This is a genomic window from Kitasatospora atroaurantiaca (genome assembly GCF_007828955.1).
GTDB classification, from domain to species: Bacteria; Actinomycetota; Actinomycetes; order Streptomycetales; family Streptomycetaceae; genus Kitasatospora; species Kitasatospora atroaurantiaca.
The window spans coordinates 6,849,247-6,874,426 of sequence record NZ_VIVR01000001.1 but is presented as its reverse complement, the minus strand read 5'-3'; the positions used below and the strand labels follow the sequence as shown (position 1 = coordinate 6,874,426).

The window sequence follows — 25,180 nt, the reverse complement described above, 5'->3', positions numbered from 1 at the left end:
ACGTACACAGGTGGCTCTCGTGGTCAGCCGAGGCCGAGATGCGCGGGCGTTGTCATCGTCCCGTCCGGAAGGAAGATCCGAATGACTGCGGGATCTGCCACCACGAGAAACTTCCCGGCGGTTCTGGCCTGACTCAGGAACCAGCTCTGACAGTCGTCGCACTGATGGAGTGTCACACCAATGGCGTTCGTACCCGCACCGTAGAGCTGGGCCGCCCGGTACACCATCTTCTCGGCGTGAACAATGCTCGCGCTTCCCGGCAGACCCCTTGCATCGCGGAATCCGGGTGTCGGGATATGCGCACCGCTCCCGGCCCCCGACCCGGCAGCCTGCCCACCCGTCCCCGTCCAGTCCTTGGGAACCTTCCCCAACTCCTCCCACCTTGCGGCATCAGCCTCCAACCAACGCCTGGCAGCGGCCGCATCAGTCGCTGCCAGGATGCTCCGGTGCTCGTCCGGGTCGCGCTCGTTCGCGCGGGAATTGGCCTCGGCCGCGCTGCGCCTGCCCCCTCCGACAGTTCTGGTGAGGCCCCCGCCGCACGCCAGCAGCGGAGTCCCTGGTGTGTCCTTCAACCTCTGCTGGGCGGCGGCCAGCTGAGTGCGCGCCCTGGCCACGGCTGCCCGGACCTCATCAAGGTCGAGTCCCGCCGTCAGTTTCTTCGGGTCCGTCTTCTCGTTCGGGTTGATCGCCACGGCCACGTGATATTCCTGGTTCGGCGATTCGACGAGCTCGATCGAGGCCAACCCGTGAGTCTCCTTGATCCCGGACAGCGCCGCCCGGACCGACTTCGGAGTGGCGCCCTCAGCCTGGAGCTTGCGCTCCGCCTCCAGCCTCGCCGCATGAACAGCAGCCTTCTTCTGCTCCGGAGTTCGCGGATCCTGCCCGTCCCTGTTCCTCCCGAAGAGCTTGCCCAGGAGCTTCTTGCCCGCCGCCACGATCTTGCTGATCACCCAGTCGACGGCCTTCGTGACCGGGGCCTGGATCTTGGCCAGGATGGACTTGATCTTCTCGGAGATGCCGCCCAGGCCGAGGAGGCTCGCCAGGAAGTCCAGGACGACCGGGATGGCCTTGGCGAGGCTGGACTCGATGAGGCCCGGGACGGCGCCACCGCCCCCGGCGGCGATGGCCTCGATGGAGTCGAGGACGGAGTCCACGAAACTCTTGATCTGGGCGGCCTTGTTGACGAAGAACATGACGATGTCGTAGATCGCCTTGCAGGCCCGGATGAAGGCCGAGGCCGGGTTGAGCATGCTGACGATCCAGGTGACACCGGCAGTGACGATCTTCTCCAGGACGAAGTCCTTGATCGCGCCGACCACCATGTCCTTGACGTCGCCCATCTTCTGGACGATCCACCGCCAGAGGCCGCCGACCCCCTCGGCCATCAGGATCTTGACCATCTCGAAGGAGGTCTCGAGCGCCCTCATCGCCGGTTCGGGGATCTGCCTGACGATGCGTGAGCGGATGTTGGCCCAGGTGAGCCCGAGGATCGACAGGACCAGCTTGATGATGCCCTTGGCGTCGAAGGTCTCGGGGATCTCGATGCCGCCCGCCGAGAGCTGGCCGAACAGCCACTGCTTGAGCCCGGCCTTCAGGTGCTCGCCCGCCCTGGCGGCGAAACCCATCACGCCGGCCTTCACGGCGTTGACCAGGTTGCCGAGGAACTCGATCGGCTTGGAGATGATCTTGTCGATGGCGCCGGCCGCCCGGGCGGCGACGCCCACGATCATGTCCGCGAGCTTCTTGATGGTCTCGGCGGTCTCCAGGAGGGCACCCATCGCCGCGTCCAGCAGGCCCTTGTTCTCGGCCTGGAGCGCCTTGATCTCCTCGTCGATCGCGCCCCGCGCCGCGACGTAGCGCTGCGCCAGGTCGTCGACCAGGCTCTTGGACTTCTCGTCGACCGAGGAGTCCAGCTCGTCGAACCGGCCGGCGATCCCCTGCGACGCCTCCGAGGCGATCCTCTGCAGCTCCACCGGCTGCCGGCCGACGACCTTGGCGATCTCGTCCCGGCCGCGCGCGATCCGCGCCTTGGCCTCGCCGAGTTGCCTGCCGACCAGGTCGGCGATGCCCGAGATGACCGCCTGCATCTTCGACTCGTAGAGCTGCCGCGAGAGTTGGAAGAGCTCGTTGGCCTCCGGCGGCAGGCCCTTGAACTGGTCGATCACCCACTGCGCCGCGCCCGACACACCCGCGTACCGCTGGTCCTTGTACCGCTGCATCCTGGCCTGGTGGTCAGCCGTGAAGGCTGCCTTCGCCTGAGCCTCGCCCTGCTCGAACGCCGTGGCCACCTGTCCGTCCAGGTCGGCCAGGAGCTTGTCGACATCCGCCTTGGTGGCGTCGTAGACCGCCTTGAGCTCGGCCGAGATCCTGGCGCGGGCCTCTTCCTCACCGGCCTTCGCCGCGGTCTGCTTGGCCGTCACATGGCCGCCCGAGGCGGACTTGGCCGCCGTCATGCCCTGCATCCCCGCCGTGCCGACGGCCGCCGCGCCGGCCCGCTCGGTCGCCAGCTTCTGCTGCTCGGCGGCGCGGAAGGCGGCCGGGGCGGTGGCCGCGTGGGTGTCGGCCGCCTGCTTGGCGTCCAGGGTCTGCTTGAACTGGGGCTCGTTGGAGGCGGCCAGCTGCTCCGGGGTGATGTTGGCCTCGGCCATCTTGGCGTCGGTCTGCTGCGGGGTGGTGCTGAGGTCGGTCTGCTCGGGCGGGGCCGGTGCGACGGTGGCGGCGACCGGGTCGGGGCCGGGCGGTACCGGCGCGGCGGGGCGGCCCGGCAGGGCGGTCACCTGCTTCTCCACCGCCCGTGAGGTGTCGGGCGTCTCGGCCGCCTTCTCGGCCACGTCCTTGGCCGAGGTCTGCTTGCCGGTGGTGACCTGGCCCAGCACCTGGTTCTTGATCGCGTCGGCCTTGCCGGAGGAGGCGAACTTGTCGGCCTCGTCCAGGTTCTTCGGCGACTGCGCGGACACGGCCTGGTTGACGGCGGCGATGAAGGCGGCCTTGTCGAAGGTGCCGGGCTTGGCCGCACCCATCTTCTCGACCTGTGCCGCCTTGCCCTGGGCCTCTTTGTCGTCGGCCGGCGCCACGGCGGCGTCCCGGGCCGCCTTCGCCTCGGCCGCCGGAGGGGCGTGCTTGGTGAGTGCCTTCTTCTTCGAAGAGACGTCGGCGACGGCCGACTTGAACCGGGGATCCGTCGCGGGCCCGGTACCGGTCGGCGCCACCGGGAGCGCCGAGGAGCCGCCCGCCAGTCGCTGCACCGTCGGCCCGGTCCGCTGGGCGAGCAGGCGGGACACCGCCGCATTGCCCGCCCGTCCCTGCAACCGCTGGAGCGCACGGGGGTCGACCGGGCGCGTCGGAGCGCCGCCCGGCGCCTCCTGCTCGACGCGCCTCGTCACCGGGGTACGGGCCGAATCCTCACCGGTCGAACCGGCGGAACCGGCGGACCGGTCGGGCAGAGCCTTCACGCGCCGCTCCTCAGCTGCGTCGGCGGACTTGGGCTGCCGGCGGCCAAGAGGCTCCGCCGGTCGGCCATCGATCAGGATTGGGCATCCCAAGGGCCGCGAGGGACTGCGCGAGGCGGGAGGGTACAGGCCGTTGCCTTCCGATCTCGCGCACGCAGTTGATCAAGCAGGGCCCCGCGCCCCTGTGGTCGGCCCGCTGCCTCACCTCGGGCGGACGCTCTAGGCCGGGGCCTCGTCCTCCTCGGTGTCCTCGGCCCGCTGGACGAAGAGCCCCTGGACCGGCGTCTCCTCCTCCTCGGCCGAGCGCTGTACGGCAGGCGCACTGCCGGTCACGGCAGCGGCAGAAGTAGGAGCAGAGGCAGGGCCCGGGTCTGGTACGGGATCGGCCATCACGCGGTCGGCGTTGGCCGCCGCCTCGCGCTCGAAGCGGTCGGACGGGTCGCTGACCTTGATGCCCCCACCGGTCTCGGTCCCGTCCACCGGACCGGAGCGCTGCTGGATGACATGGGTCAGCTCGTGGGCCAGCGTGGTGCGCCCCTGGTGCGAGTTCGGGTCGTACGCGTCCCGCTGGAAGACGACGTGCGAACCGACCGTGTAGGCATGCGCGTTCACGGCCTTCGCGGAGTCGTGCGCCGCCGCGTCGGTGTGCAGGCGGACATCGCCGAAGTCGTGGCCGAGCCGTGCCTCCATGTCGGTCCTGAGGTCGGGGTCCAGCGCCTGGCCTCCCGAGGACACCACGTCATGGACCGGGGAGCGCTGCTCCTCCAGCGCCGCGCCGACGGCGGCGTTGCCGGCCGTCCGCTGCAGCCGGAGCACCCCGGCCGGCCCCAGGACGTCTGCCCTGCCGCCGGCCGCCGCCCTCATCAGCAGCCCGGTGGGCACGGCGGCCTCACGCTCCGCCCTCGGTCTGGCAGGAGCCGGGCAGTCGGCCTCGTGTTCGTGATCGTGCATCTCTCCCCCAGACTCGGCGCGGAGTGACCCACTCCACCCTGTTCCCGGCGCCGCCTCCCGGCCAGGATCTGCTCACCCACCGTCCGGGCAGAGCTCGTTGCCCGAACGTGCACGGCCCCGGACACCGCCGGTCAGCGCACCAGCCGCAGATACGGCCCGAACTCGCTCTCCAGGCAGAGCCGTCCGAGCTTCCGGTACTCCCTGGCCACCGCCGCCACGAGGTCGGCCATCGCCACCGGTCGGCCGGCCTCCGCCGCCAGGTACGCCGCCGTCACCGCCGCCGAGCGGATGTCGCCGCCGGCCAGGTCGAAGGAGCGGCCGCAGAAGGCCAGGTCGAGGTCGGTGCCGCGCGGGAGGGCAGGGCCGAGGCAGCGTTCCCAGAGGGCGGTGCGCTGCTCGGCGTCGGGCAGCGGGAAGTCGACCACCAGGTCGAGCCGGCGGGTGAACGCCTCGTCGAGGTTGGCCCTAAGGTTGGTCGCGAGCACCGCGAGGCCGTCGAAGGTCTCCATCCGCTGCAGCAGGTAGGCGCTCTCGACGTTGGCGTAGCGGTCGTGGGCGTCCTTGACCTCTGAGCGCTTGCCGAAGATGGCGTCTGCCTCGTCGAAGAGCAGCACGGCGTTGACCCCGGCGGCCTCGGTGAAGATGCGTTCCAGGTTCTTCTCGGTCTCGCCGACGTACTTGTCGACCACGGTCGCCAGGTCGACGGTGTAAAGGTCGAGGCCCAGCGCGCCCGCGATGACCTCGGCGGACATCGTCTTGCCGGTGCCGGAGTCCCCCGCGAAGAGTGCCATCACCCCGCGCCCGCGCCCGCCGCCCGGCCGCATCGCCCAGTCGCCGAGCACCTGGTCCCGGTGGCGGGCCCGGGCCGCCAGCTCTCGCAGCTGGCCGAGCACGGCATCCGGCAGGACGAGGTCGTCCCAGCCGACGGCGGGTTCGATCCGGCGCGCGAGGCGCTCCAGGCCGGAGCTGTTCTGCGCGCGGGCGCCGTGCAGCAGGTGTGCCTCGGTGAGCGGTCCGCCTGCCAGCACGGCCTGCTGGTACGCGGTCGTGGCGGCCCGTTCCACCTGATCGGGTGTCAGCAGGAACGGCGCGGTCGCGGCGAGGTCGACGTCCGGTGCCCTATGTGCGAGCGCCGCCCGCCAGAGAGCTCTTCGCGACTCCGCCCCGAGCCGCTCGACGTCGACCAGCAGCGGCGCCGCGGCCGACCAGTGCGGGTCCCAGGACGCCCTGCCGGTCAGCAGGACCGGTACGGGCAGGGCAGTGAGCGCACGGATGAGGTCGGCCCGGTCGGCGAGCGCCTCCACCGGGCCGGCGACCAGCCCCGCGTCGGTCAGTCCCGCCTCCCGGCCCGCCGCGACCACCGCCTCCGACGGGGTCGGGTCGCGGACCAGCCTGCTCAGGTCGAGGGCGAGCGCCGCACGCCCGGAGGAGAGCAGGGCCTCGGCGGCCGGCCCGCGCGCCGAACCGTCGGCGGGCTCCCGTAGGTAGGCGAGGTGCAGGCCGGCGGAGAGCGCCGCACCTAGGCGGCTCTCGGGTGCTGCGGTCTGCCGGATCCCGGAGACGAGATCGGCCAACCGGGGGTCGGGCGTGTCGTCGCCGAGCAGATGGGCCGTCACCCGGTCCGGCACCCGCAGCGACCGGCCGAGGAAGGGGCGCTCCGGCTCCTCGACCAGCAGCAGCCCGCGCACCACCAGCGGCGCGGTCGCGGCCAGCCGTCCGCGCGCCGAGGCCGCGGCCGCCGGGACGCCGCAGAGTGCCAGCGCGAGGCCGATCGACGGCCGACGGCGCGTCACGTCGTCGTTGAGGTAGCCGTAGAGCTGCTCGAAGCGCCCGTCGAGGTCGGGCACCAGCGCGATGAGCAGCAGTTCCACGTCCAGCGGCAGCAGCCCGAACCCCCGCTCCAGCGCCCGCAGCCGCGAACCGGCCGTGGCGGAGGCTTCGGCCGCCGCCAGCCGCTCGGCGTCCACCTGGTCGGGCGCCGGGACGGACGAGGGCTCGTCGAGGATCCGCCGCACCGCGTCGTCGGAGAGGTACAGCCCGCGGAAGGGGTCGTCCGGGTCCGGGTCCGTGCTGCGGCGGGCGAGCACCGCCCGGCGTACCCGCTCCTCGACCAGCGCCACCCGTTCCAGCAGGTGCCCGCTCACCCGCGCCCCCGGCGCCGTCCGGGGGGAGGACCAGGCTCCGGCGGGGGTGTCAGCTCGCCGCTGCGCAGGGTCAGTCCCTCCTCCGTCGGCGGCCCGGCGGGGTAGACCGGGGCCGTTGAGACGGGGGCGCTGACCACCAGGTCGAGCGAGGGCTTGAGCTCCCCGCCGAGCGCCGACCAGACGTCGGCGAAGGCGCGGTCCTCGGGCGGCGGGAGGGCGATGCCGACCGGTATCGGCAGCCCGGTGGCGGCGAGTTCAGGGCCCAGTCCGGCGGGGGGCAGGGCGGTGTGCCGCAGGAAGCAGTGGAGCAGCGCGGCGAGCAGCCGGTGTTCGTCCTCGGGCCGCTGGGTCCAGGCGCTGATCAGGTACGAGAGCTTGAAGTAGCGCGGCGGGAGGGTCCGCGCGACCACGGTGCCCTGCTCGTCGTAGACGTTCTGCCGCCCCCGCGAGGCCCGGCGCAGGTCCTCCCGGATGTCGTACAGGTAGAGGTTGACCGTCGGGGTGTTGCGCCGGGCGGCCCAGTCCCTGGTCGGGGCGTCGAAGACCAGGTCCACGTCGGCGCCGTTCAGGACCTCGGCGCGGACCAGGGCGCGCAGCGACTCGTCCACTTCGTGGATCACCGGCTCACCGCCGCTGCTGGTACTGGCTGGGCTGGAGCACCCCGGGCACCACCCGGAAGCCGGCCTTGACCTCGCCGAAGGCGGGCGGGCCCGCGGCGGCGGGGGTGACCAGGAGGTCTCGGGGGCCGAGGGTGTCCTGGACCATCACCAGCATCGGCGCGGTGAAGGTGCCGTCGGCCGCCACCACCACGGGGGCGGCTGCGGCGGTGACGCCGGCGCTCCAGCGCAGCAGCACCTCCGCGCCCGGCGGGAACCGGGTGCCGTGGGCGAGGGTGACGATCCCGGGCGGCCCGAGCGGCGGGCTGAGCACCACGGCGGGCTGCAGGACGGTGAGGGTGGCCTGGGCCGTGTCGTTGGCGGTGAGTTCGTCGTCCCCGGTGGTGGTGAGTGTGCCGGTGACGGTGCCGGTGTGGGACGCGGTCGGCCTCAGGACGAGGGTGACGGTGGTCTCGGCACCCGGTGCCAGGGTGCCGATCGGGCAGCTGGGCAGGGTGCAGCCGGCCGGGGCGGTGACCACGGTGGTGTCCGGCGGCAGGGCGGTGACCAGGGTGACGCCGGTGGCCGGGGCATGGCCGAGGTTGCGGACGGTGAAGTGCGCGTCGACGGTGCCGCCGACGTAGGCGGTGGGCGGGTCAAGGGTGACCGTCACGGCCGGGTCGGCCCGCAGCCGTGTCTGGGTGCGGCCGACCGTCAGCGTCGCCGTGGCGGTGTTGTTGGAGGGGTCGGCGTCCTGGCCCTCGCTGGTGACCGTGCCCAGCACGGTGGCGGTGAGGGGCGTCTCCGAGGTGACCGCGAGGGTGACCTTCGCCTCCGCGCCCGCCGTGAGGGTGCCGAGGGAGCAACCGGTGGCCGGGCAGGGGGGCGTCGAGGAGACCACCCGCAGGCCGGGCGGGACGGTCGGGGTCAGCGTGACGCCGTAGGCCGTCGCCACACCTTGGTTGCGGACGGTGAACTCGATCGCGGCCTCCTCCCCCACCGGCACGCTCGCGGGGGTGACGCGTGCCGTGACGGCGGGGTCCGGCAGCTTGGGCGCGAGCACCGTCACCGAGGTCTCGGCCCGGTTGTTGTCCGGCCGCGGGTCGACCAGCCGGGTGCGGGCGGTCGCCGTGGACGTCTGCGCGCCGAGGGCGGTCGCCTTGGCGGTGACGTGCACGGTGGCGGTGGTACCGGCCGTCAGCCGGCCGAGAGCGCAGCCGAACGGGGCGGCGGTGCAGCTGCCCTGCGAGGGTTCGGGCGTGCCGACCGCCTCCAGGCCCGGCGGGAGGGCGAGTTCGGTGCCGGTCGGCTCGGCGGCGGCCGGTCCGAGGTTGGTGACGGTGAGGGTGAGTGCGGTCGTTGCGCCCTCGGGCACCTGCGGCTGGGCGGCGGTGAGGGTGACGTCGAGGTCGGCGGTGGGCTGCCAGGTGGCCGACATCTGGTCGGAGCCCCTTCGGGCGGGCAGCAGCCGCCCTTCGCCGGTCCTCGCGTCGGCGATCCCGATCCGGCTGCTGGTCCCGTCGCCGTACGGCACCTGGGTGTCGAAGGCGAGTTGGCGGCCGTCGGGCGACCAGGTGGGTGCCTGCGGCTGGCGGAACGGCGAGTTGTTCTGCGGCGGACCTGCGGCCGGCAGGATGTTCGGGCAGGCGCCGGTCCACGGCACCACGATCCGGCAGCCGTGGCCGTCGCCGCCCATGGTGAGCACACCGTGGTAGATGCGCTGGGCGGGCGCGCCGCCACCGCCACCCGTCGGCGTACCGGTCGGCGTACCGGTCTGCTCCACCGTCAACAGGGCTCTGCTGAAGGCGAGTTCGCTGCCGTTGGGCGCGTACGCCGGGCGTTCGTCGGCGACCGGGCAGTCCCGGTCGCCGCACTGGACGGCGGTCAGGTCCTGCTGGTCCTTGCCGGTCGTGGCGTCGACGCTCCAGATGTGGCGGATCCGGCTCGCCACGTCGGCCAGGCGAGGCTTGTCGGAGCACCGGCTCGCGCGGGAGAAGGCGATCCGGCTGCCGTCGGCGGACCAGGTCGGGTCGAGCTCCTCCGAGATGCAGTTCTGCCCCGCTCGGGTCAGTTGGGGGACGGTGAGGAGCAGCTTCGCCTTGTCCGCGCCCACGCTGATGTCGGCCACGGACACCTCGCCCGAGTCCTGCGCGCCGCTCAGGCACACCGTGCAGCCGGGCTCCTGCTGGGTGAACGCCAGCTTCGTCCCGTCCGGGGACCATGCGGGGCGTGACCGGTCGAGGCCGGGGTCGAGGCCCTGGCCGGCGAGCCGCACGGCGTGGGCCAGGTCCGCCGGGTCGCCGACCATGATGTCGACCTGCCGGACGCCCTCGCCCACGTACTTGGTCCGGACGAAGGCCACCCGCAGCCCGTCGGGCGAGAACGCGGGGTCCTCGTAGTCGGCCGAGCCGGTCAGGTCCTGCGAGAGCAGGTCCAGCCGGTCCAGCGGAGGCTGCGGAAGCACGCTCTCCAGGTGCCGGTAGTCCGAGTTCACCTTGGTCAGCAGGACGGTCGGCGCCCCGCCGGCCGGGGTGTACCAGCCGACCGACTCGAATCCGTCGTAGTCGAAGGCCACTTCGTCGCCCGGGCAGCCCTCGCAGGGCTTCGCGGGGTCGACCCGGTAGGCGCTGGTCCCGGAGAGGTGGAGGAGCGAGGTCGCGTCCGGGGCCCAGGCCACGTCGCTGACGGTGAAACTGCCGCCGCCCTTCGCGAGCTGCCGGGCGGCACCGCCCTGCGCCGGGACCACCTTGAGGGTCTCCAGTCCTTCGCCGTCCGCCGTGATGAAGGCGATCCGACCGTGTCCGGGGCCGCCGAGGGGCTCCCAGGCCGGTCTGCGGGCCTCCCCGGCGCCGGTGTCGACCTGCACGGCCCGGCCGCCCGGCTGCACCGGGATGCGGTGGATCCGGCGGCCCTGCTCGTACGCGATCTCGGTGCCGTCCGGCGACCAGCTGGCCCAGCCGGCTCCGGCCGCGAGGCGGCGCAGCCCGGTGCCGTCCGTCCTGACCAGCCATACGGAGGGCGTGGCGTCGGGGTCGGCCCCGGGTGGCGGGTAGTCGTCCACCCGCTGGTCCTGGCGGCACCAGTCCTCACTGCCGTAGCCGTTGGAACCGTCACGCCAGGAGGTGAAGGCGAGCCAGGCGCCGTCCGGGGAGAGCGCCGGGTGCTTCAGTCGCCAGCCCGGACGGTCGAGCAGCAGCCGGGCCGGGCCGACACCCTGACGCCACATCAGGCTCTCGCCCGTCCCGCTCCGGTCGGTCACCCAGACCACGGTGTCGCCCCGGGTGGCCGGCTGGCAGTCGTTGCCCGCCTCGCCCGCGCCGAGCAGCGGGGTCAGCGAGCCGAGGGCGGGGGCGAGCACCAGGCTGCTGTTCTCGTACCCGCCGGCGTAGACGATCCGGCCGGGTGCGGGCTGGGCTGCCGCAGGGGCGCTCGGTCCGATCCTGTCCGGGCGGACGGTCGCCGAGACCGCGACCAGGACGGCAGCGACCAGGACCGTCGACAGGATCACCAGCAGCGCCCGCCTGGTCCGGCTGCTCTGGCCCTTGGTGAGCACACCTCGTCGCACCGGCTGTCCCTCCTCCCCCGCCACCCTGGCCCACCACGGCGCCGCAGGCAGCCGGGCCCGGGGCAGCGGCGGGGGTAACGGTGGCTGCCCGATCGGGCGGTGCCGGAGGCTCTCAGAGGCTCCGCCAGTAGGCACGGCGCCGGCCAGAACAGGGGCGCGAGGAACTGCGCGAAATCGGGAGGGCACAGGTCGTCGCCTTCCGATCTCGCGCAGTTCTCCCCCAGCCTTCGGCCGGGAGGTACCCCTACGCGCCCCTGATGTGGTTGCTCGGTTGCCTACTGGCGGACGCCCTTAGATGAATCCCTCCCGCATCGCGTACGCCACGGCGTGCGAGCGGTTGCGCAGTTGCAGGCGGGTGGTGACCTCGTGCAGGACGTTCTTGACGGTCCGTTCGGAGAAGGAGAGTGCCTCGGCGATCTCCGCGGTGTCGTGCCCGGCCGCGACCAGCCGCAGCACCTCGATCTCGCGTGCCGACAGACCGGTGAAGGCCAGCCCCCTCGGGTCGAGGACCTGCCGTTGCAGCCGGCCGACCTGCTCCAGCAGCCGTCCGAGCAGGTCTGCCGGTACGGTGCCCTCGCCCCGCGCCGCCGCGACGATCGTCTGCACCAGCCGCGCGGCGGTCGCCTCCGTCCGCCGCACCACCCCGACCACTCCGCACTCGACGGCCGCGACCAGCCCGGCGTCGTCGAGCTCGGTGCCGACCAGCACGATCCGGCCCGCCGCCGCCCGCTGCAGCTGACGCAGCGTCTGCACCTCCTCCTCGCCGACCCGGTCGAGCGCGACGACCACCACGGCCGCCCCGCCCTCCTCGTCCTCGCCGAGCAGCCGCAGCTCCGGGCACGGCCGGAGCTGGCCGGCCAGCCCCGCGTACGAGATCGGATCCTGGGCGCTGAGCCGTACCCGGATCCGTTCGGCGCCACTGCTCCCGTGATAGCGCATGCTTCCCCCCGGTCCCCTCCCGCGCGCGGCACCGCGCCGCGGCGCACCGTAACTCCCCGGTAGTGAACTCTCGGGCAGTCAGCAGGCACTTCACAAGGACTCAACGGGCAGGATGAGTGCCCGTAAGTGTGGCCCCGGGGCACCTGCCCGCACTTCGCGGCGTCCGTACGCTCGGCGCATGACCACATCCGCCCGCCTGGAGCCGACGGCGACATCGGTGCTGCCAGGCGAAGAAGCCCGGGTCGGCCTGGAACTGCGCAACAGCGGCGAGATCGTGGAGGCGTACCGCTTCGAGGTGCTCGGCGCGGCCGCCGGGTGGGCGGCCGTCGAACCCGAGACGCTCTCGCTCTACCCCGGCACCACGGGCGAGGTAGCCGTGGTGTTCCGGCCGCCGCTCGACGCCGGGCTCCCGGCGGGGCCGGTGCCGTACGCGGTGCGGGTGCTGCCGCAGGAGCAGCCGCAGTCCGCGACGGTGCCCGAGGGCCTGGTCGAGCTGCTGCCGTTCGACCGGCTGGACGCGGAGCTGACGCCGCGGGTGTCCCAGGGCCGTGGCTCGGCCCGGCACCGGATCGCCATCGACAACCGGGGCAACCGTCCCGTGTCGGCCGCGCTGACCGGCGCCGACCGGGGCGGGCTGCTCTCCTTCTCCTTCCCGCCGGGCCCGGCGGTGACCGACCCGGGGCGGGCCACCTTCGTCCCGGGTCGGATCAAGCCGAAGCGGCGGATCTGGCGTGGTCAGGCGGTGCCGCACGCCTTCCAGGTGGTGGTGGCGCCCGAGGTGGGCGAGCCGATCGCGCTGGACGGCACGTACCTGCAGCAACCCGTCGTGCCCAAGGGGCTGTTGAAGACGCTGATAGCCGTGGTCGCGGCGGCCGCCGTGCTGGCCGGCATCTGGTTCGGTCTGCTCCGCCCGGCGGTGCGCAGTGCGGCGAAGGACGCGGTCAAGGACCCGGTACAGGCCGCGCAGTCGCAGGCCGCCGAGGCGAAGAAGAAGGCGGCCGGTGCCGAGAGCGCCGCCGCGGCCGCACAGAAGGCGGCGGGGGTCTCCCCGACCGCGGTGCCCCCACCGGGCAGCGGTACGGTGCCCGGGCCCGATGCCGCGCTCTTCTCCCACCGGCTGAAGGCGGCTCCGAGCGCAGGCAGTGACGGCTCGGACAGCTACACCGTCCCGGACGGCAAGACCCTGCGGCTGACGGACCTGGTCCTGGAGAACCCGCAGGGCGACTCCGGCACCATCACCATCGCCGTCGACGGCAAGCCCCTGCTGGCCCCCGCTCTCGAGAACTTCCGCGAGCAGGACTTCCACTGGGCCTCGGCCATCCTGGTCAACGCCAAGCAGAAGGTCACCCTTACGGTCTCCTGCCAGCAGGTCGGCCACCCACCCACCGGGACGGCCCCGACCAAGTGCTCGGGCGCGGCCCTGATCAGCGGCTCGCTGGAGTAGCCGGCCTGTAGATCAGGCAGCCGGGTGACCACAACAGGGGCGCGGGGAACTGCGCGAGATCGGAAGGCAACGGTCCGCACCTTCCGATCTCGCACAGTTCCCCGCGCCCCTGGATGGTGCAACTGGCCGAGGGCCTATGGGAGCAGCAGGTTGACGTCCCCGAACTCGTGCCAGAGGTAGCGCCCTTCGACCGCCTCGGCGTAACACCGGTCGAGCAGCGGGCGGCCGGCGACGGCCTGCAGCATCAGCAGGTGCGAGGCGCGCGGCTCGTGCCAGCCCGTGAGCAGGCCGTCCACCGCACGGACGCCGCGCTCGGGGGTGATCACCAGCTCGGTCCAGCCCTCGGCGGCCCGCAGCCGTCCGTCCGGGCCGACGGCGGACTCCAGAGCGCGGACGGCCGTCGTCCCGACCGCGATCACCCGGCCGCCCTGCGAGCGGACGTGCTCGGCGAGCCGCGCGGTGGTGCCGGGGACGCGGAACCGCTCCGGGTACGGCGCCTCGTGCGCCTCCGGGGAGGCGACGCCGGTGTGCAGCGTGATCGGGGCGACCAGGACGCCCCCGGCGACCAGCCTGGCCACCAGCTCGGCGGTGAACGGCCGCGCCGCGCTGGGCATTTCGCTGCTGCCCGGCTCGCTGGCGAAGACGGTCTGGTACGCCTCGATCGGCCAGTCCCGGTCCACGTAGCCGTACCGGATCGCCCTGCCGTGCCGGGCCAGGTAGGCCGTCAGCTCGCCGGGCAGACTGAGCCTGGCGTGCCAGAGCCGGGGGGTGTACGGCGCGGTGAGCTCGGCGCTCGCGCCCCCGGGCAGGGTGACGTGCAGGCCGGGCCTGGCGGGTGAGCGGTCCGGCGGGAAGTACTCGGAGGCCCCGGCGGCCGGACGGCGCAGCTCGACCAGGTGGTGGCCGCGGGGGTCCGGGCGGGCGGAGGAGAGGTGCAGGGCGACGGCCGTGCCGTCGGGAAGGCGGCCGGGCAGTGCGGCCGGCAGGGTGGCCGAGTTGTTGACCACCAGGAGGTCACCGGGGCGCAGCACCTCGGGCAGCTCGGCGAAACTGCGATGCTCGGTGATCAGCCCCTCGCGGCGGCCGACCAGCATCCGGATCCGGTCGCGGGCCAGGCCCCGCGCCTCCGCCGGGGCGTGGGCGGAGAGCTCGGGCGGGACGGTGAAGTCGAATCCGGTCTCCAGGGCGGTGGTCATCTCACTTCCCCTCCGTCGGATCGACGGCGCGATCGGCGGCGAGATCGGCCGCGCGGTAGCGGCCCGAGGCGGGGCGCTCGTGGAGCAGTGCGAGGAAGGCGGGGACGACGGTGACGGGCAGCGGCCGGTCGGAGATGTCCTCGCCGGGGAAGGCGTCCTGGTGCATCCGGGTCCGCATGTCGCCCGGATCGACGGCCCAGACGCGCAACTCGGGCTCCTCGACGGCGAGGGTCGCGGAGGCGTGGTCCAGCGCGGCCTTGCTGGCGCCGTAGCCGCCCCAGCCGGCGTACGCCTCGACGGCGGCGTCGGAGCTGAGGTTGATGATCGCGCCGTGCCGCGCACGCAACTGCGGCAGCAGCAGCTGGGTGAGCGCGACCGGGCCGAGGATGTTGACCTCGAAGGTCTCCAGCAGGCCGGGCAGCGGGAAGTCCGCCAGAGGCGGCATGGCCGCGCCGGCGAGCTCGTACCCCGTAAGGGTGGAGGCGTTGTTGACCAGGAGGGACGCTCCGCCGAGCGACGCGGCGGCCTCGGCGAGGCGCTCGCGGTGGTCGTCGTCGACGACGGAGCCGGCCAGCGCCACGGTCTCGGTGCGGGCCTTGAGCTCGGTCTCGGCCGAGGCCAGCGCCTCGGGATTGCGGGCAGTGAGGACGAGCCGCCAGCCGTCCTCGGCGAGCGCCCGGGCCAGCTCGAGGCCGAGGCCCCGCGAGGCTCCGGTGATCACGGCGACGGGCTTGGTCTGCGGTGTGTTCGTCATGACACGACTCTCGCCCCGGAACCGCCCTCGGCGGATCGGCCCAGGGCCCGTACGAGGCTTGGTCCTTCGGCCTAGGCCGTGCGCGGTCGGCTTTCCGACAGCGCAGGGGCCCCGGGCCGCGTGGGCGGTCCGGGGCTCCTGCGTGCGCGAGCGACGTGCGCGAGCGGCGTGTGACTACTCGACGACGAGCTCGACGGGGATGTTGCCGCGGGTGGCCTTGGAGTAGGGGCAGACCTCGTGGGCCTGCTTGATCAGCAGCTGGCCGGTCTCGCCCGCGAGGGCGTCCGGAAGCTCGACGCGGAGCACCACGGAGAGGCCGAAGCTGGTCTCGTCCTTGCCGATGGAGACCTCGGCGGTGACCGAGACGTCGCTGGTGTCGACCCGGCTCTGGCGGCCGACCAGGCCCAGGGCGCTGGCGAAGCAGGCGGCGTACCCGGCGGCGAAGAGCTGCTCGGGGTTGGTGCCCTGGCCGTTGCCTCCGAGTGCCGGCGGCATCGCCAGCGGGAGATCCACCTGGCCGTCGGAGCTGACGGCACGGCCCTCACGCCCGTTGGCGGTGGCGACAGCGGTGTACAGCGCGTCCATCTGACCGGTCCCTTCTCACGTCGGCGGCCGGGTTCCGGCTCGCCCTCTGCGCACAAGTAGAGCACGCAATTCAATTGCGCACAACTCAAATGGGCGCAGCTATCCTGGGGGCATGACCAAGCTGTCCCAGGTGACCGACGGCGAGCTGCTCCGGCTCGACCACCAGATCTGCTTCTCGCTGCACGCCGCCTCGCGAGCCTTCGGCAGCGTGTACCGCGTGGCACTGAAGGATCTCGGGCTCACCTATCCGCAGTACCTGGTCATGCTGGTGCTCTGGGAGCACGGCGAGCTGCCCGTCAAGCAGATCGGCGAGCACCTGCGACTGGACTCCGGCACCCTCTCGCCGCTGCTCAAGCGGCTCGAAGCCACCGGCTACGTCCGGCGCACGCGCAGCACCGAGGACGAGCGCTCCGTCACCGTCCAGCTCACCGAGGCCGGTGCGGACCTGCGCGAGCAGGCCGTCTGCGTGCCCCGCCGGATCATCGAGGCCACCGACCTCTCCCTGGACGAGGCCACTGCCCTCCAGTCCCTCCTGGCCCGGGTCACCCGCTCCCTGGACATCGCCGCCCTGGAGGGCTGACCCGCCCATCGAGGGGACGGCACGACGTCGCGGGTCGTCACCAGGCAGGGCCTAGGCCGCCTCGTACCCGCCCGACTCCGCACGCACCAGGGACCCGGCCTTGCAGAGCTGCTGGAGGTCGCGCCGTACCGTCCGCGGATCCGGCCGCGGCTCGTAGGTCTCGCGGGCCCGCTGCCAGTCCCACGTACCGCCGCCGCGGCGAATCGCCTCCAGGAGTTGCTGCCTGCGCTCGATGGCCGTCGCCGGCGGGGTCCGCTCTTCAGTCATGTCCCTCATTCTCTCAAGCGACGCCAGGGCGGCGAGGAGAGGTGTCGCCCGGTCGGGGGCTTCCCGCCCGGGTGCCGGCTTGCCATGGTGGACGAGGGCGACGGTCCACCGAGAGGGCGAGCGATGACACAGCTGACGGACAGTGCACTGCCGGTCGACCAGGTCATCGACCGGATGAGGGAGCTTCAGCAGGGACTGCCCGAGGCGGACGGCGTGGCCGTCTTCAACCGGATGTACCTGACCGTCACCGAACTGGTCCGGGAGCGGCTCGCGGCCACCTTCTTCGACGATCCCACAGGCGTCGCACATCTCGACGCGGTCTTCGCCCGGCGCTACCTGGCGGCCGTGGACGCGTCCGGGTCGGGTGACAGACCCACCGCCTGCTGGCGGCCGTTGTTCGAGCTGCGCGGGCACCCGGGGATCCACCCGCTGCAGTTCGCGCTGGCCGGCATGAACGCCCACATCGAGCACGACCTCCCGCTCTCCGTGCTGGACACCTGCCGCGAGCTCGGCCGTGAGCCCGAGGACGTCGAGGCCGACTACCACCGCATCAACGACCTGCTGGCCCAGGTCGAGGCGCGGGTACGGGAGGAGCTGCTCCCGGAGCCGGAGGCGGTACGGATCGCCGATCCGCTGCTGCACGTGGTCGGCGTGTGGAGCATCGACCGGGCGAGGGACGCCGCCTGGGCCAGCCTGCTCGGCCTCTGGGAGCTTCAGGAGGCGCCGCTGGCGTACCACGCGGTCGCGGCGGCGCTGTCGCGCTCGGTCGGCATGGTGAGCCGCGCCCTGCTCACCCCGCTGGACGGCTACGGCCGGCCCCCCGCCGCAGCGGGAAGCCGGCCGTAGCCAGCAGGGACTACCCCATCAGGGACTACACGCCCCAGCTGGAGTGCAGCGGCTTGCCCTCGGCGTAGCCGGCCGCGCTCTGGACGCCCACGATCGCCTTCTCGTGGAACTCCTCCAGGCTGTTCGCGCCCGCGTACGTGCAGGAGCTGCGCACGCCCGCGACGATCGAGTCGATCAGGTCCTCGACGCCCGGGCGGGCCGGGTCGATGAACATCCGCGAGGTGGAGATGCCCTCCTCGAAGAGCGCCTTGCGGGCGCGGTCGTACGCGGACTCCTCGGAGGTCCGGTTGCGCACGGCGCGGGCGGACGCCATGCCGAAGCTCTCCTTGTACTGGCGGCCGTCGGGGGCGGTGTGCAGGTCGCCGGGCGACTCGTACGTACCGGCGAACCACGAGCCGATCATCACGTTGGAGGCGCCGGCGGCGAGCGCCATGGCGACGTCGCGCGGGTGGCGGATACCGCCGTCGGCCCACACGTGCTTGCCGAGCCGGCGCGCCTCGGCGGCGCACTCGAGCACAGCGGAGAACTGCGGGCGGCCGACGCCCGTCATCATCCGGGTGGTGCACATCGCGCCGGGGCCGACACCGACCTTGAGGATGTCGGCGCCCGCCTCGACGAGGTCGCGGACACCCGCGGCGGAGACCACGTTGCCCGCCACGATCGGGATCTGCGGGTCCAGGCCGCGGACCGCGCGCAGCGCGCTGATCATCGTCTCCTGGTGGCCGTGCGCGGTGTCGACCACCAGCACGTCGGCGCCGGCCTCGATCAGGGCCTTCGCCTTGCCGGCCACATCGCCGTTGATGCCGACCGTGGCGGCGATCCGCAGCCTGCCGTTGGCGTCGGTGGCGGGGGTGTAGAGGGTCGCGCGCAGGGCGTTCTTGCGGGTCAGCAGGCCGACCAGCTTGCCCTCGGCGTCAACCACCGGGGCGAGCTTGCGGTGCGCCTCGTTGAGCTTCTCGAAGGCCGCGTGCGGGTCGATGCCCTCCTCCAGCAGCAGCAGGTCGCGGGACATCACCTCGGACAGGCTGGTGAAGCGGTCCACGCCGTGGCAGTCGGACTCGGTCACGACACCGACGGGCTTGCCGTCCTCGACCACCACGAGCGCGTTGTGCGCGCGCTTGGGCAGGAGGGAGAGTGCGTCGGCGACGGTGTCGCCGGGGGCGAGGGTGAGCGCGGTGTCGTGCACCAGGTGGCGCTGCTTGACCCAGCCGATCACCTCGGCGATGACCTCGGTCGGGATGTCCTGCGGGATGGCCACCAGGCCGCCGCGACGCGCGACGGTCTCCGCCATCCGGCGGCCGGCGATCGCGGTCATGTTGGCGACCACCAGCGGGATGGTGGTGCCGCTGCCGTCGTTCGACGAGAGGTCGACGCCCTGCCGGGAGCCCACGGCGGAACGGCTCGGGACCATGAAGACGTCGTCGTACGTAAGGTCGTAGGCGGGCGTCTGGTCGTTCAGGAAGCGCATGAAAAGGGCTCTCTGGCTGGGAGAAGGTAGACCTCGGGTGCGGTTGCGGCTCGGCCGCCGGGCGCACTCGGGCGCCCCGCACCCAACCGACAATGCTCCCGCATGAGCTGGGCGAATGCCAGTTCGCCGCGCTTTCTTGAAGCAGCACACAAGGAGGGGGCACCCGACAGCGCCCAGCCTTGTAGGTTCCTACAAGCAATCACGCGAGGGTCACCCGCAGATTGGCCAGAACGCGGCCTCCGTCCGCCGCCGCAGCGACGACCCGGCCGTCACGGTGCCAGACGGCCACCGAGCCACCGTGCAGTCGACTGCCGATCCCGGCCGGGTCCGCACCCGGGAAGACGGCGCACACGGTCGGAACAGGGTCTGATCCGACACCCGCTTCCACGCGGACCGCGCCGTCGGCCTGCGGCAGGACGACGGCGTGCAGGTCGCCGTGGGTGCTGAGCCCGAAGGCGGCCCCGTCCTCGATGGGGCGATGGGTGGCGGGGCCCTCACCGTGCCACTGGACCAGCGAACCGCCGGTGACGGGTTCGGGACGGACCGACAGCATCGGCCCGGACGCCAGCAGGGCATGAGGCAGCTCGTCGTCCGACAGGCTCATCCGGGATCGGAGCTGCCACCCGGGCAGGTCCCAACGCCAGCGTTCGACCAGGGCACCGGAGGCCACCACGGCGCTGCAGCTGGTCGCGGTGCGGGCGATGCTGCCGAGCACCCGCGCTTCCCGGTCGAGCTCCCGCCAGACGACGACGGGGCGGGCGGCGAGGGTGTCGATGACGGCGATTCCGTCGTCATCGAGCGTGATGAGCAGGCGTCCGTCGAAGGACGGAACGATGTCCCGCACGCTCAGTGCCGTCCAGCGGCGCACAGCCCGGGTGGCGAGATCCAGCCGGGAGATTTCGCTGACCTGTCCGTACCGGGCCACGAGCAGCACGACGGAGCCGTGGTCGGCCACCGCCAGCCGATGCGCCGGGGTGTCCCAGCGAGCCCGGGTCCTGCCGTCGGGCGCGAGCAGCCGCACACCGGCCTCACCGCATGCCACCAGGACCGAGCCGGAGTCGAGGGCGACGGCGTCCAGGACCGGGAGTCGGCCCGGCTCGTGGGCGGCGGTGAGGTCGATCGCCCGGGCCGGGCCGGTGCGGTCCGGGCTCGGGGCACGCAGGTCGGCGGCGGCGAGAGGGTCGGCCCGCTCCAGCAGGTCGGTGAAGAGCCTTCGCTGGGTGCCGTCGTCGACCGACCTGCCGAAGCCACGGTCGCGGACCACGGCTCGCACGGCGGCGGTGGCCAGTTCACGGTCGGCGGCCGGGTCGGCGCCGGGAATGCGGGCCAGCGCGGCGGCCAGTTGCTCGCGCCGGCCGCGGTGCTGCGGCTCGCGACTCTCCAGCGTCGCCAGCGCAAGCTCACGAGTGGCACCACCGGGTTGGAGCGCCAGCACGTGGGCGAGAGCCCGGGCCTGGGTGGAGCCTCCGATCGCCACACCGTCCCGCAGATCGGCCGCGATGAGCGGTCGCAGCGACTCCTCCGGCCAGGCCGCCTCGACCGCGCCCATACGGTCGCCCGCCTGCTGGCAGGAGCGCACCCAGGCCCTGCGCAGTTCGAGGGCGGCCTCGCGGTCCACCGGGGAGAGCCGCTCGACGGTACTCGCGAACGCGCCCCTGGTCTGGGCTGTCCGGATGGCGCGAACGCGCTCGCCTGCCCGCCACCACAGCCGCACCACCAGGTCGGGGGCGAGCGCACGCCCCTCGGCCAGTTCCGCCGCCTGTTCGAACCGACCATGGCGTTCGAGCAGAGCGACCGCCTCTTCGCCGGCGTGCATCAGATCCGCCAGGACGAACGCCGCTTCCTCGATCCTGCCGTCCCGTTCCAGGACCTGGGCCGCCTCCCGGTACATCCGGCTGAGGTGCTGATGGATGGTCAGGCCCGACAGCAGCGAGGCCCCGCCGGAGCTGACGGTGTACGGGCGGGCCCGCAGCGCGCCGGTGCGCCGCTGAGGCAAGCGGAGGTCGAGCCACCTGCTCCCGCTGTCGCCCGCCTCCGACGCAAGCGCGATGGCATCCCGTAGCGCGTCCTCCCACCGTCGCTGCTCGAATGCGCTGGTCAGTTCGCGCAGGTAGCGCTCGTGCCGGGCGCGTACCACAGGCGCGGCCGGGCTGCGCATGGCCAACTGGGCCAGCAGACCGCGCAGGTGAGTGGTCAGGCGCCTGCGCCGGGCGGTGGCGGCCGCCCGGGCGGCGCGCCGGCCCGGCACGGACGCGACCGAGGCCTTGGCAGCCCGGCCACGGGCCACGCGGGATCCCGCGAGGAGAACCAGAGCGACGACCGTGAGCAGGAGCAGGCCACGAAGAAGGGCGTCCACGAGGTCCGCCGCGGGCGGGGCCGCCACCTCATCGGACAGCTTCTCAGCGACCGCCCCGGCGAACCCGAGGACGAGCACGCCGCAGAGCACGAGTTCGAGCGACCGGTACACCCTGCCCAGCGCCGACCACAGCGGCTGGAAGGGGACTCGAGCCGTCATGAGCCGGGCCCGCCGCGACCTGGGCCGCAGTCGGGCCGCCACGCGCAGATCCGGCTGTGGCCGGACGGGCACCTCGTCCAGCACCGTCTCCGGCTCCACCGGAAGCTCCAGTGGGGTCAGTTGATGTACCGTCAGTCCGGAGACCTCGAGCCAGTCGGCCGGGTCCACCGCCGGCAGCTCGGTGATCCTGTGACGCCGGATCACACCACCGTGCAGCAGGACCACCTCGTCCGCGGCCCCGTCGCCGTCCGCGCCGACGGCGACCAGGGCGCCGTCACGGTCGACCAGCGGCAGGCCCGGCGCACGGTCGGCGCGCAGCTGAACCGCCGTGGCCAGCCGGAGCAGCCAGGAACCCTGCGGCAGTTGACGAAGCTCGGCCCCGTCCTGCCAGGCGGCCATGACCCGGTCGGCGGCCTCGGCCCTGCCGATCACCGGGACGTCCAGGACGAACCCCGAGGCCAGGACCGAAATCCGGAAGGCCCCGGCCGCAGTGCCGCTCACGTATTGCTCCCCAACGTCATGTGGACCTGCCCCGAGACCGCGTCGCCGACCACGATCCGGCCCCGCTTCGGCTCCGCCGCGATCAGCGGCAGGGTGGGGTGGACGACCGGTGGCATCGCGCCGCCGGAGAACCGGCTGAGCGTACGACTGCCGTCGGGCCGTACGCTGCGTACCAGCCGCCCGGCCATGGCAAGGGTGATCAGGGCTGTGGACTCCGCCTGCCGGACCAGGCCTATGACCTGGGCGTCCGGCGGGACGACGATCTTCGTACCGCGCCCGTCGCTGCCCAGCACGCGCCATAGCTCGCCGTCCCTGGACCAGGCCGTGGCCTCCCCGCCGAACACGTAGTCGGCCTCGCCATCGGCGTTGCCCGGCCGCGCGCCTCCGGACCCGTCACTCTCCCGCGCCCAGCTGAAGCGGGGCCGAGCGGGGTGCGTCGCATCCGAGGACACCGCCCGGTCGTACCGCACGCTCCCATCGGGCAGAATCCGCCACCACCTGCCCGCCAGCGGACACAGCAGTGCCTCACCGTCCAGTTGCACCGGCAGCACCGGCTCCTCGAGCAGCTCGGCGAGGAGGGCGTCGTCCAGGGCCACCTTCTGGCGGCTGACCGGCTCGCGGCGTCCGCTGCCCAGCGGGCGGCCGATCACGTGGGTCGCCAGTTCGTGGCCGTCGACGACCAACGTGATCAGACGGCGTCCGATCCTGGCGGCCGCGACGACCGGCCCCGGTAGGAAGTGGCGGCGCACACCGCCCATCGGCGCTCCCGGGTCGGGTACCCGGACGGCCACCAGGCTACGAGCGCCCCGGCCTCTGGCGAGCAGGGTCCGCGAGGGACTGGTGAACGTCGGGAGGCGCAGGTCCGGGACACCCGGCAGGCTCACCACCACCGGTCCGCCACGCCTGAACTCCGCGCCACGCAGCGCCCGCACGGCGATCTCCGAAGCAGGCAGCGGAAGTTCGGCTGTGGCACCACCCAGGGTGAGGCGTACGTGCGTGGCGCCGTCCGCGCCCCACGCGCACACCTCGCTCGCCAGGGTGCGGCGGCGAGCGGGCAGTTCGGCGGCGAGCGCCGGTGCGGTGAGCAGCCATGACTCGTCGTCCGCGTCCAGTGCCTCGGCGGCGCGCGCCACCGTCCGGGCGTCCGGCTCCGTGTCTCGGCGCCCGTTCAGCCAGCGCGGCAGCAGCTCGGCCAGGCCGCCGGTCAGCCACTTCTCGGGGTCGTCACCGAGCACCCCGACCACCAGCTGCGAACCCCGGGCGGCGGCCCTGCGGTGCAGCACGACCAGTGCGGCGAGCTGCACCAGACGCCCGGCACCCGCCTGTGCGGGACCGGCATCGACCAGGACCACGACCCGGCCGCGCAGGCTCGGCTCCCGGTACTCCGGTGCGACGTGCAGGAGTTCACCGTCGACCAGCCGTCGTAGGAACTCGTCGGGAAGTTCCTCCGCCAGCAGCCACTCGGAGGGGAGCAGCTGATCCCACCGTCCCCTACGGGCGAGGCCGCCGTAGCCGTCGAGCGTTCCCTCGTGGGCCACGAGCGGCTCGCGGTCGCCCACCAGCGCGTCGATCCGCCGGACCATCGGGCCGATCGCCAGCGCGAGGGCCGGGGTCAGCGCCGACAGCGTGTCGGCAAAGGGCGCGAGGCCGGCGGGCAGCCCGGTGGCGTGCATGGTCGTGGTCACGTCTGTCTTTCTGTGAGGGGCCGGGTCGTCACCGTCGGACCGGCCGCCGGCGGCCTGCTCATGGCGCGGCGTGGGCAGGCTCATCGGCGAGCGACCCGAGCGACCCGAGCGCGGCCGGGTCGGCGGTCCGCGACGGCATGGCCGCAACCAGCGCAGTGCCGGGCAGCAGGACCACCAGGCGGTTCTCCGACGAGGCGAGCGCCTCGCGCCAGAGCGCCGCCGACGGCCAGGGGCCGGCCGTGGTCGGGACCAGGATCCCGCCGTCCCAGCCCAGGTACCGGGCGCCGTCCACCCAGGGCAGGTCGCCGAACGGACCGAGCACCACCAAGGCCTCGGCATCGGCCACAGCGCGCAACTGCACGCCGGCCGCGAGCCGTTCCCGAGTGGCGGCCGCCAGTGCCCGCGCCTGGGCGCCGAGTCCGACCACCGCCGCGGCGGGCAGTGGCGGCTCGCGACGCCGCCACTGCAGGGCGACTCGGGGCGCCGTCGTCACGACCGGACCGCGGCGACCAGCTGGGCCCGTACCCCCGCGAGGGATTCGGGCAGGTCGGAGAGGTCGAAGCCCGCGTCCATCTCACGGAGCGTCGCCTCCACCCGCAGCCGCACGTCCCGGTCGCCAGGTGCCGAGCCGTGCTCGGTCAGCAGGGCGGCCGCGGTCCGGGCCAGACGCTCGGCTCTGGCCAGAGCGCCACGGGAGAGTTCCTCGGCCGCGTACACGAGGCTGCTGTTGGAGGACTTCTCCACCAGGTCGGCGAGCGTGTCACGGGCCAGCTTCTGAGCATCGGCGGTCGGCGCGATCAGCGGTATGACCCACAGATCCTGAGCCGTCGCGGCGGTCCGGCCGTCGAGCACGGCCGCTGCCGCGATCAGCCGCTGCGCCCGGACTGCGCGACGGTCGCTGAGGGCGACTCCGGCACCGCGCAGCCGCCGGACTGCCGCACCCACCAGCGGGGTGACGTCGGCCAGATCACAGGCCTGGGCCGCGGTGGCCAGTCGGTCGACGGCTCCGAGGAGGCTCGTGGAGTCCAGCGGCACGGGTGCGGCACGGCGTCCGGCCTCCAGCAGCTCCTCCAGCCGGGCGTCGGGTACCGGCTCCACGAAGATCCGGGCCAGAAAACGGTCGGCGAACGCGGCCAGCGCCGGGTCCTCCGGCATGCTGTTGGCAGCGCCGACGCACACCCGCAGCGGGCTTGCCAGCACCGTGCGGCCGCGGCGGAAAACCCGCTCGTTGAGCAGGCCGAGCAGGGTGTTCAGCACGGCCGTCGAGCCGAGGAAGACCTCGTCGAGGAAGGCGATCTCGGCCTCGGGCAGCATGCCCGCCGTCTCGAACTCGACCCGCCCCTCGCGGAGCAGCCGAAGATCCACCGGCCCGAACAGCTCATTCGGCTCGGTGAACCGGCCCAGCAGGTACTCGAAGTACCGGCCGCCCAGCTGGCCGGCCACCCGCCGTACCGCCTCGGACTTCGCGGTGCCGGGCGCGCCGACCACCAGCAGGTGCTCCCCCGCCACCGCGCAGAGCGCGACGACCTCGGCGAGCACCTCGCGGTCTACCATCCCGGCGCCCGCCACGGAGACGGCCTCCCCGACCCTCTTCGCGTCCGCCACCAGGGCCTCAATGCTCTGCTCAGTCACAGGCACCGGAGTCTAGGGCTGCCGTCGGGACCTGCACCATCGGGTTTCCCGGCGTAGGACCAA

At 73.2% G+C, this 25,180-nt stretch carries 18 protein-coding genes; 3 read left to right on the top strand and 15 right to left on the bottom strand.

Features of this window, described 5'->3' with window-relative positions:
- Nucleotides 1–23: 23 nt before the first annotated feature.
- The 6 genes from FB465_RS30890 to FB465_RS30865 form a co-directional block, all read right to left on the bottom strand.
- Nucleotides 24–3,452, bottom strand: a complete 3,429-nt coding sequence (locus tag FB465_RS30890) for a phage tail protein (protein WP_145795860.1) — start codon at nucleotides 3,450–3,452, stop codon at nucleotides 24–26.
- 216 nt (nucleotides 3,453–3,668) lie between these two features.
- The gene (locus FB465_RS30885) at nucleotides 3,669–4,400 is read right to left on the bottom strand and encodes an eCIS core domain-containing protein (RefSeq protein ID WP_145795858.1); all 732 of its coding nucleotides are present in this window, start codon (nucleotides 4,398–4,400) and stop codon (nucleotides 3,669–3,671) included.
- A gap of 131 nt (nucleotides 4,401–4,531) precedes the next feature.
- Complete coding sequence (locus FB465_RS30880; RefSeq protein WP_145795856.1) at nucleotides 4,532–6,544, bottom strand: ATP-binding protein; 2,013 nt, start codon at nucleotides 6,542–6,544, stop codon at nucleotides 4,532–4,534.
- Nucleotides 6,541–7,164, bottom strand: coding sequence for a Pvc16 family protein (locus FB465_RS30875; protein WP_145795854.1), 624 nt, complete (start codon nucleotides 7,162–7,164; stop codon nucleotides 6,541–6,543). Before FB465_RS30875 ends, FB465_RS30880 begins: the two co-directional genes overlap by 4 nt.
- Nucleotides 7,165–7,168: 4 nt before the next feature.
- Nucleotides 7,169–10,705, bottom strand: a complete 3,537-nt coding sequence (locus tag FB465_RS30870; protein ID WP_145795853.1) for a DUF11 domain-containing protein — start codon at nucleotides 10,703–10,705, stop codon at nucleotides 7,169–7,171.
- A gap of 291 nt (nucleotides 10,706–10,996) precedes the next feature.
- The gene (locus tag FB465_RS30865) at nucleotides 10,997–11,644 is read right to left on the bottom strand and encodes a response regulator transcription factor (RefSeq protein WP_145795851.1); all 648 of its coding nucleotides are present in this window, start codon (nucleotides 11,642–11,644) and stop codon (nucleotides 10,997–10,999) included.
- A 178-nt stretch (nucleotides 11,645–11,822) separates the two neighbouring features.
- Between FB465_RS30865 and FB465_RS30860 the strand changes: the two genes are divergently transcribed.
- Entirely contained in the window at nucleotides 11,823–13,088 is a 1,266-nt protein-coding gene (locus FB465_RS30860) for a COG1470 family protein (protein ID WP_145795849.1), read from the top strand.
- Nucleotides 13,089–13,222: 134 nt separating this feature from the next.
- On the opposite strand, the gene FB465_RS30855 is transcribed toward FB465_RS30860, so the two are convergent.
- The 3 genes from FB465_RS30855 to FB465_RS30845 form a co-directional block, all read right to left on the bottom strand.
- A complete protein-coding gene (locus FB465_RS30855; RefSeq protein WP_145795848.1) occupies nucleotides 13,223–14,284 on the bottom strand; it encodes an S-adenosylmethionine:tRNA ribosyltransferase-isomerase in 1,062 nt (353 codons plus the stop codon).
- A 1-nt stretch (nucleotide 14,285) separates the two neighbouring features.
- Nucleotides 14,286–15,038: an SDR family NAD(P)-dependent oxidoreductase gene (locus FB465_RS30850; RefSeq protein ID WP_145795846.1), complete on the bottom strand. Its 753-nt coding sequence runs from the start codon at nucleotides 15,036–15,038 to the stop codon at nucleotides 14,286–14,288.
- A gap of 174 nt (nucleotides 15,039–15,212) precedes the next feature.
- On the bottom strand, nucleotides 15,213–15,623 hold the full coding sequence (locus FB465_RS30845; protein WP_145795844.1) for an organic hydroperoxide resistance protein: 411 nt from the start codon (nucleotides 15,621–15,623) through the stop codon (nucleotides 15,213–15,215).
- A 112-nt stretch (nucleotides 15,624–15,735) separates the two neighbouring features.
- Here FB465_RS30845 and FB465_RS30840 point away from each other — a divergent pair, with 112 nt between their 5' ends.
- Nucleotides 15,736–16,203 (top strand): MarR family winged helix-turn-helix transcriptional regulator, encoded by a 468-nt coding sequence (locus FB465_RS30840; RefSeq protein ID WP_145795842.1) that lies wholly within the window; start codon nucleotides 15,736–15,738, stop codon nucleotides 16,201–16,203.
- Between the two features lie 51 nt (nucleotides 16,204–16,254).
- Here FB465_RS30840 and FB465_RS30835 read toward each other — a convergent pair whose 3' ends face one another.
- On the bottom strand, nucleotides 16,255–16,470 hold the full coding sequence (locus tag FB465_RS30835; RefSeq protein ID WP_145795841.1) for a hypothetical protein: 216 nt from the start codon (nucleotides 16,468–16,470) through the stop codon (nucleotides 16,255–16,257).
- Between the two features lie 123 nt (nucleotides 16,471–16,593).
- Between FB465_RS30835 and FB465_RS30830 the strand changes: the two genes are divergently transcribed.
- Nucleotides 16,594–17,316 (top strand): DUF5995 family protein, encoded by a 723-nt coding sequence (locus tag FB465_RS30830; protein ID WP_170290725.1) that lies wholly within the window; start codon nucleotides 16,594–16,596, stop codon nucleotides 17,314–17,316.
- 25 nt (nucleotides 17,317–17,341) lie between these two features.
- On the opposite strand, the gene FB465_RS30825 is transcribed toward FB465_RS30830, so the two are convergent.
- The 5 genes from FB465_RS30825 to FB465_RS30805 all read right to left on the bottom strand — a co-directional run bounded on the left by FB465_RS30825 (nucleotide 17,342) and on the right by FB465_RS30805 (nucleotide 25,117).
- Nucleotides 17,342–18,784, bottom strand: coding sequence for a GuaB1 family IMP dehydrogenase-related protein (locus FB465_RS30825; RefSeq protein ID WP_145795839.1), 1,443 nt, complete (start codon nucleotides 18,782–18,784; stop codon nucleotides 17,342–17,344).
- Between the two features lie 199 nt (nucleotides 18,785–18,983).
- The gene (locus FB465_RS30820) at nucleotides 18,984–21,800 is read right to left on the bottom strand and encodes a bpX6 domain-containing protein (protein WP_145795837.1); all 2,817 of its coding nucleotides are present in this window, start codon (nucleotides 21,798–21,800) and stop codon (nucleotides 18,984–18,986) included.
- Nucleotides 21,797–23,485 carry a hypothetical protein gene (locus FB465_RS30815; protein WP_145795835.1) on the bottom strand — a complete coding sequence of 563 codons (1,689 nt, stop codon included), beginning with the start codon at nucleotides 23,483–23,485 and terminating at the stop codon, nucleotides 21,797–21,799. Before FB465_RS30815 ends, FB465_RS30820 begins: the two co-directional genes overlap by 4 nt.
- Before the next feature lie 58 nt (nucleotides 23,486–23,543).
- Entirely contained in the window at nucleotides 23,544–23,978 is a 435-nt protein-coding gene (locus FB465_RS30810; protein WP_145795833.1) for a bpX5 domain-containing protein, read from the bottom strand.
- Nucleotides 23,975–25,117, bottom strand: coding sequence for an AAA family ATPase (locus FB465_RS30805; protein ID WP_246192951.1), 1,143 nt, complete (start codon nucleotides 25,115–25,117; stop codon nucleotides 23,975–23,977). Before FB465_RS30805 ends, FB465_RS30810 begins: the two co-directional genes overlap by 4 nt.
- Between the last annotated feature and the right edge of the window lie 63 nt (nucleotides 25,118–25,180).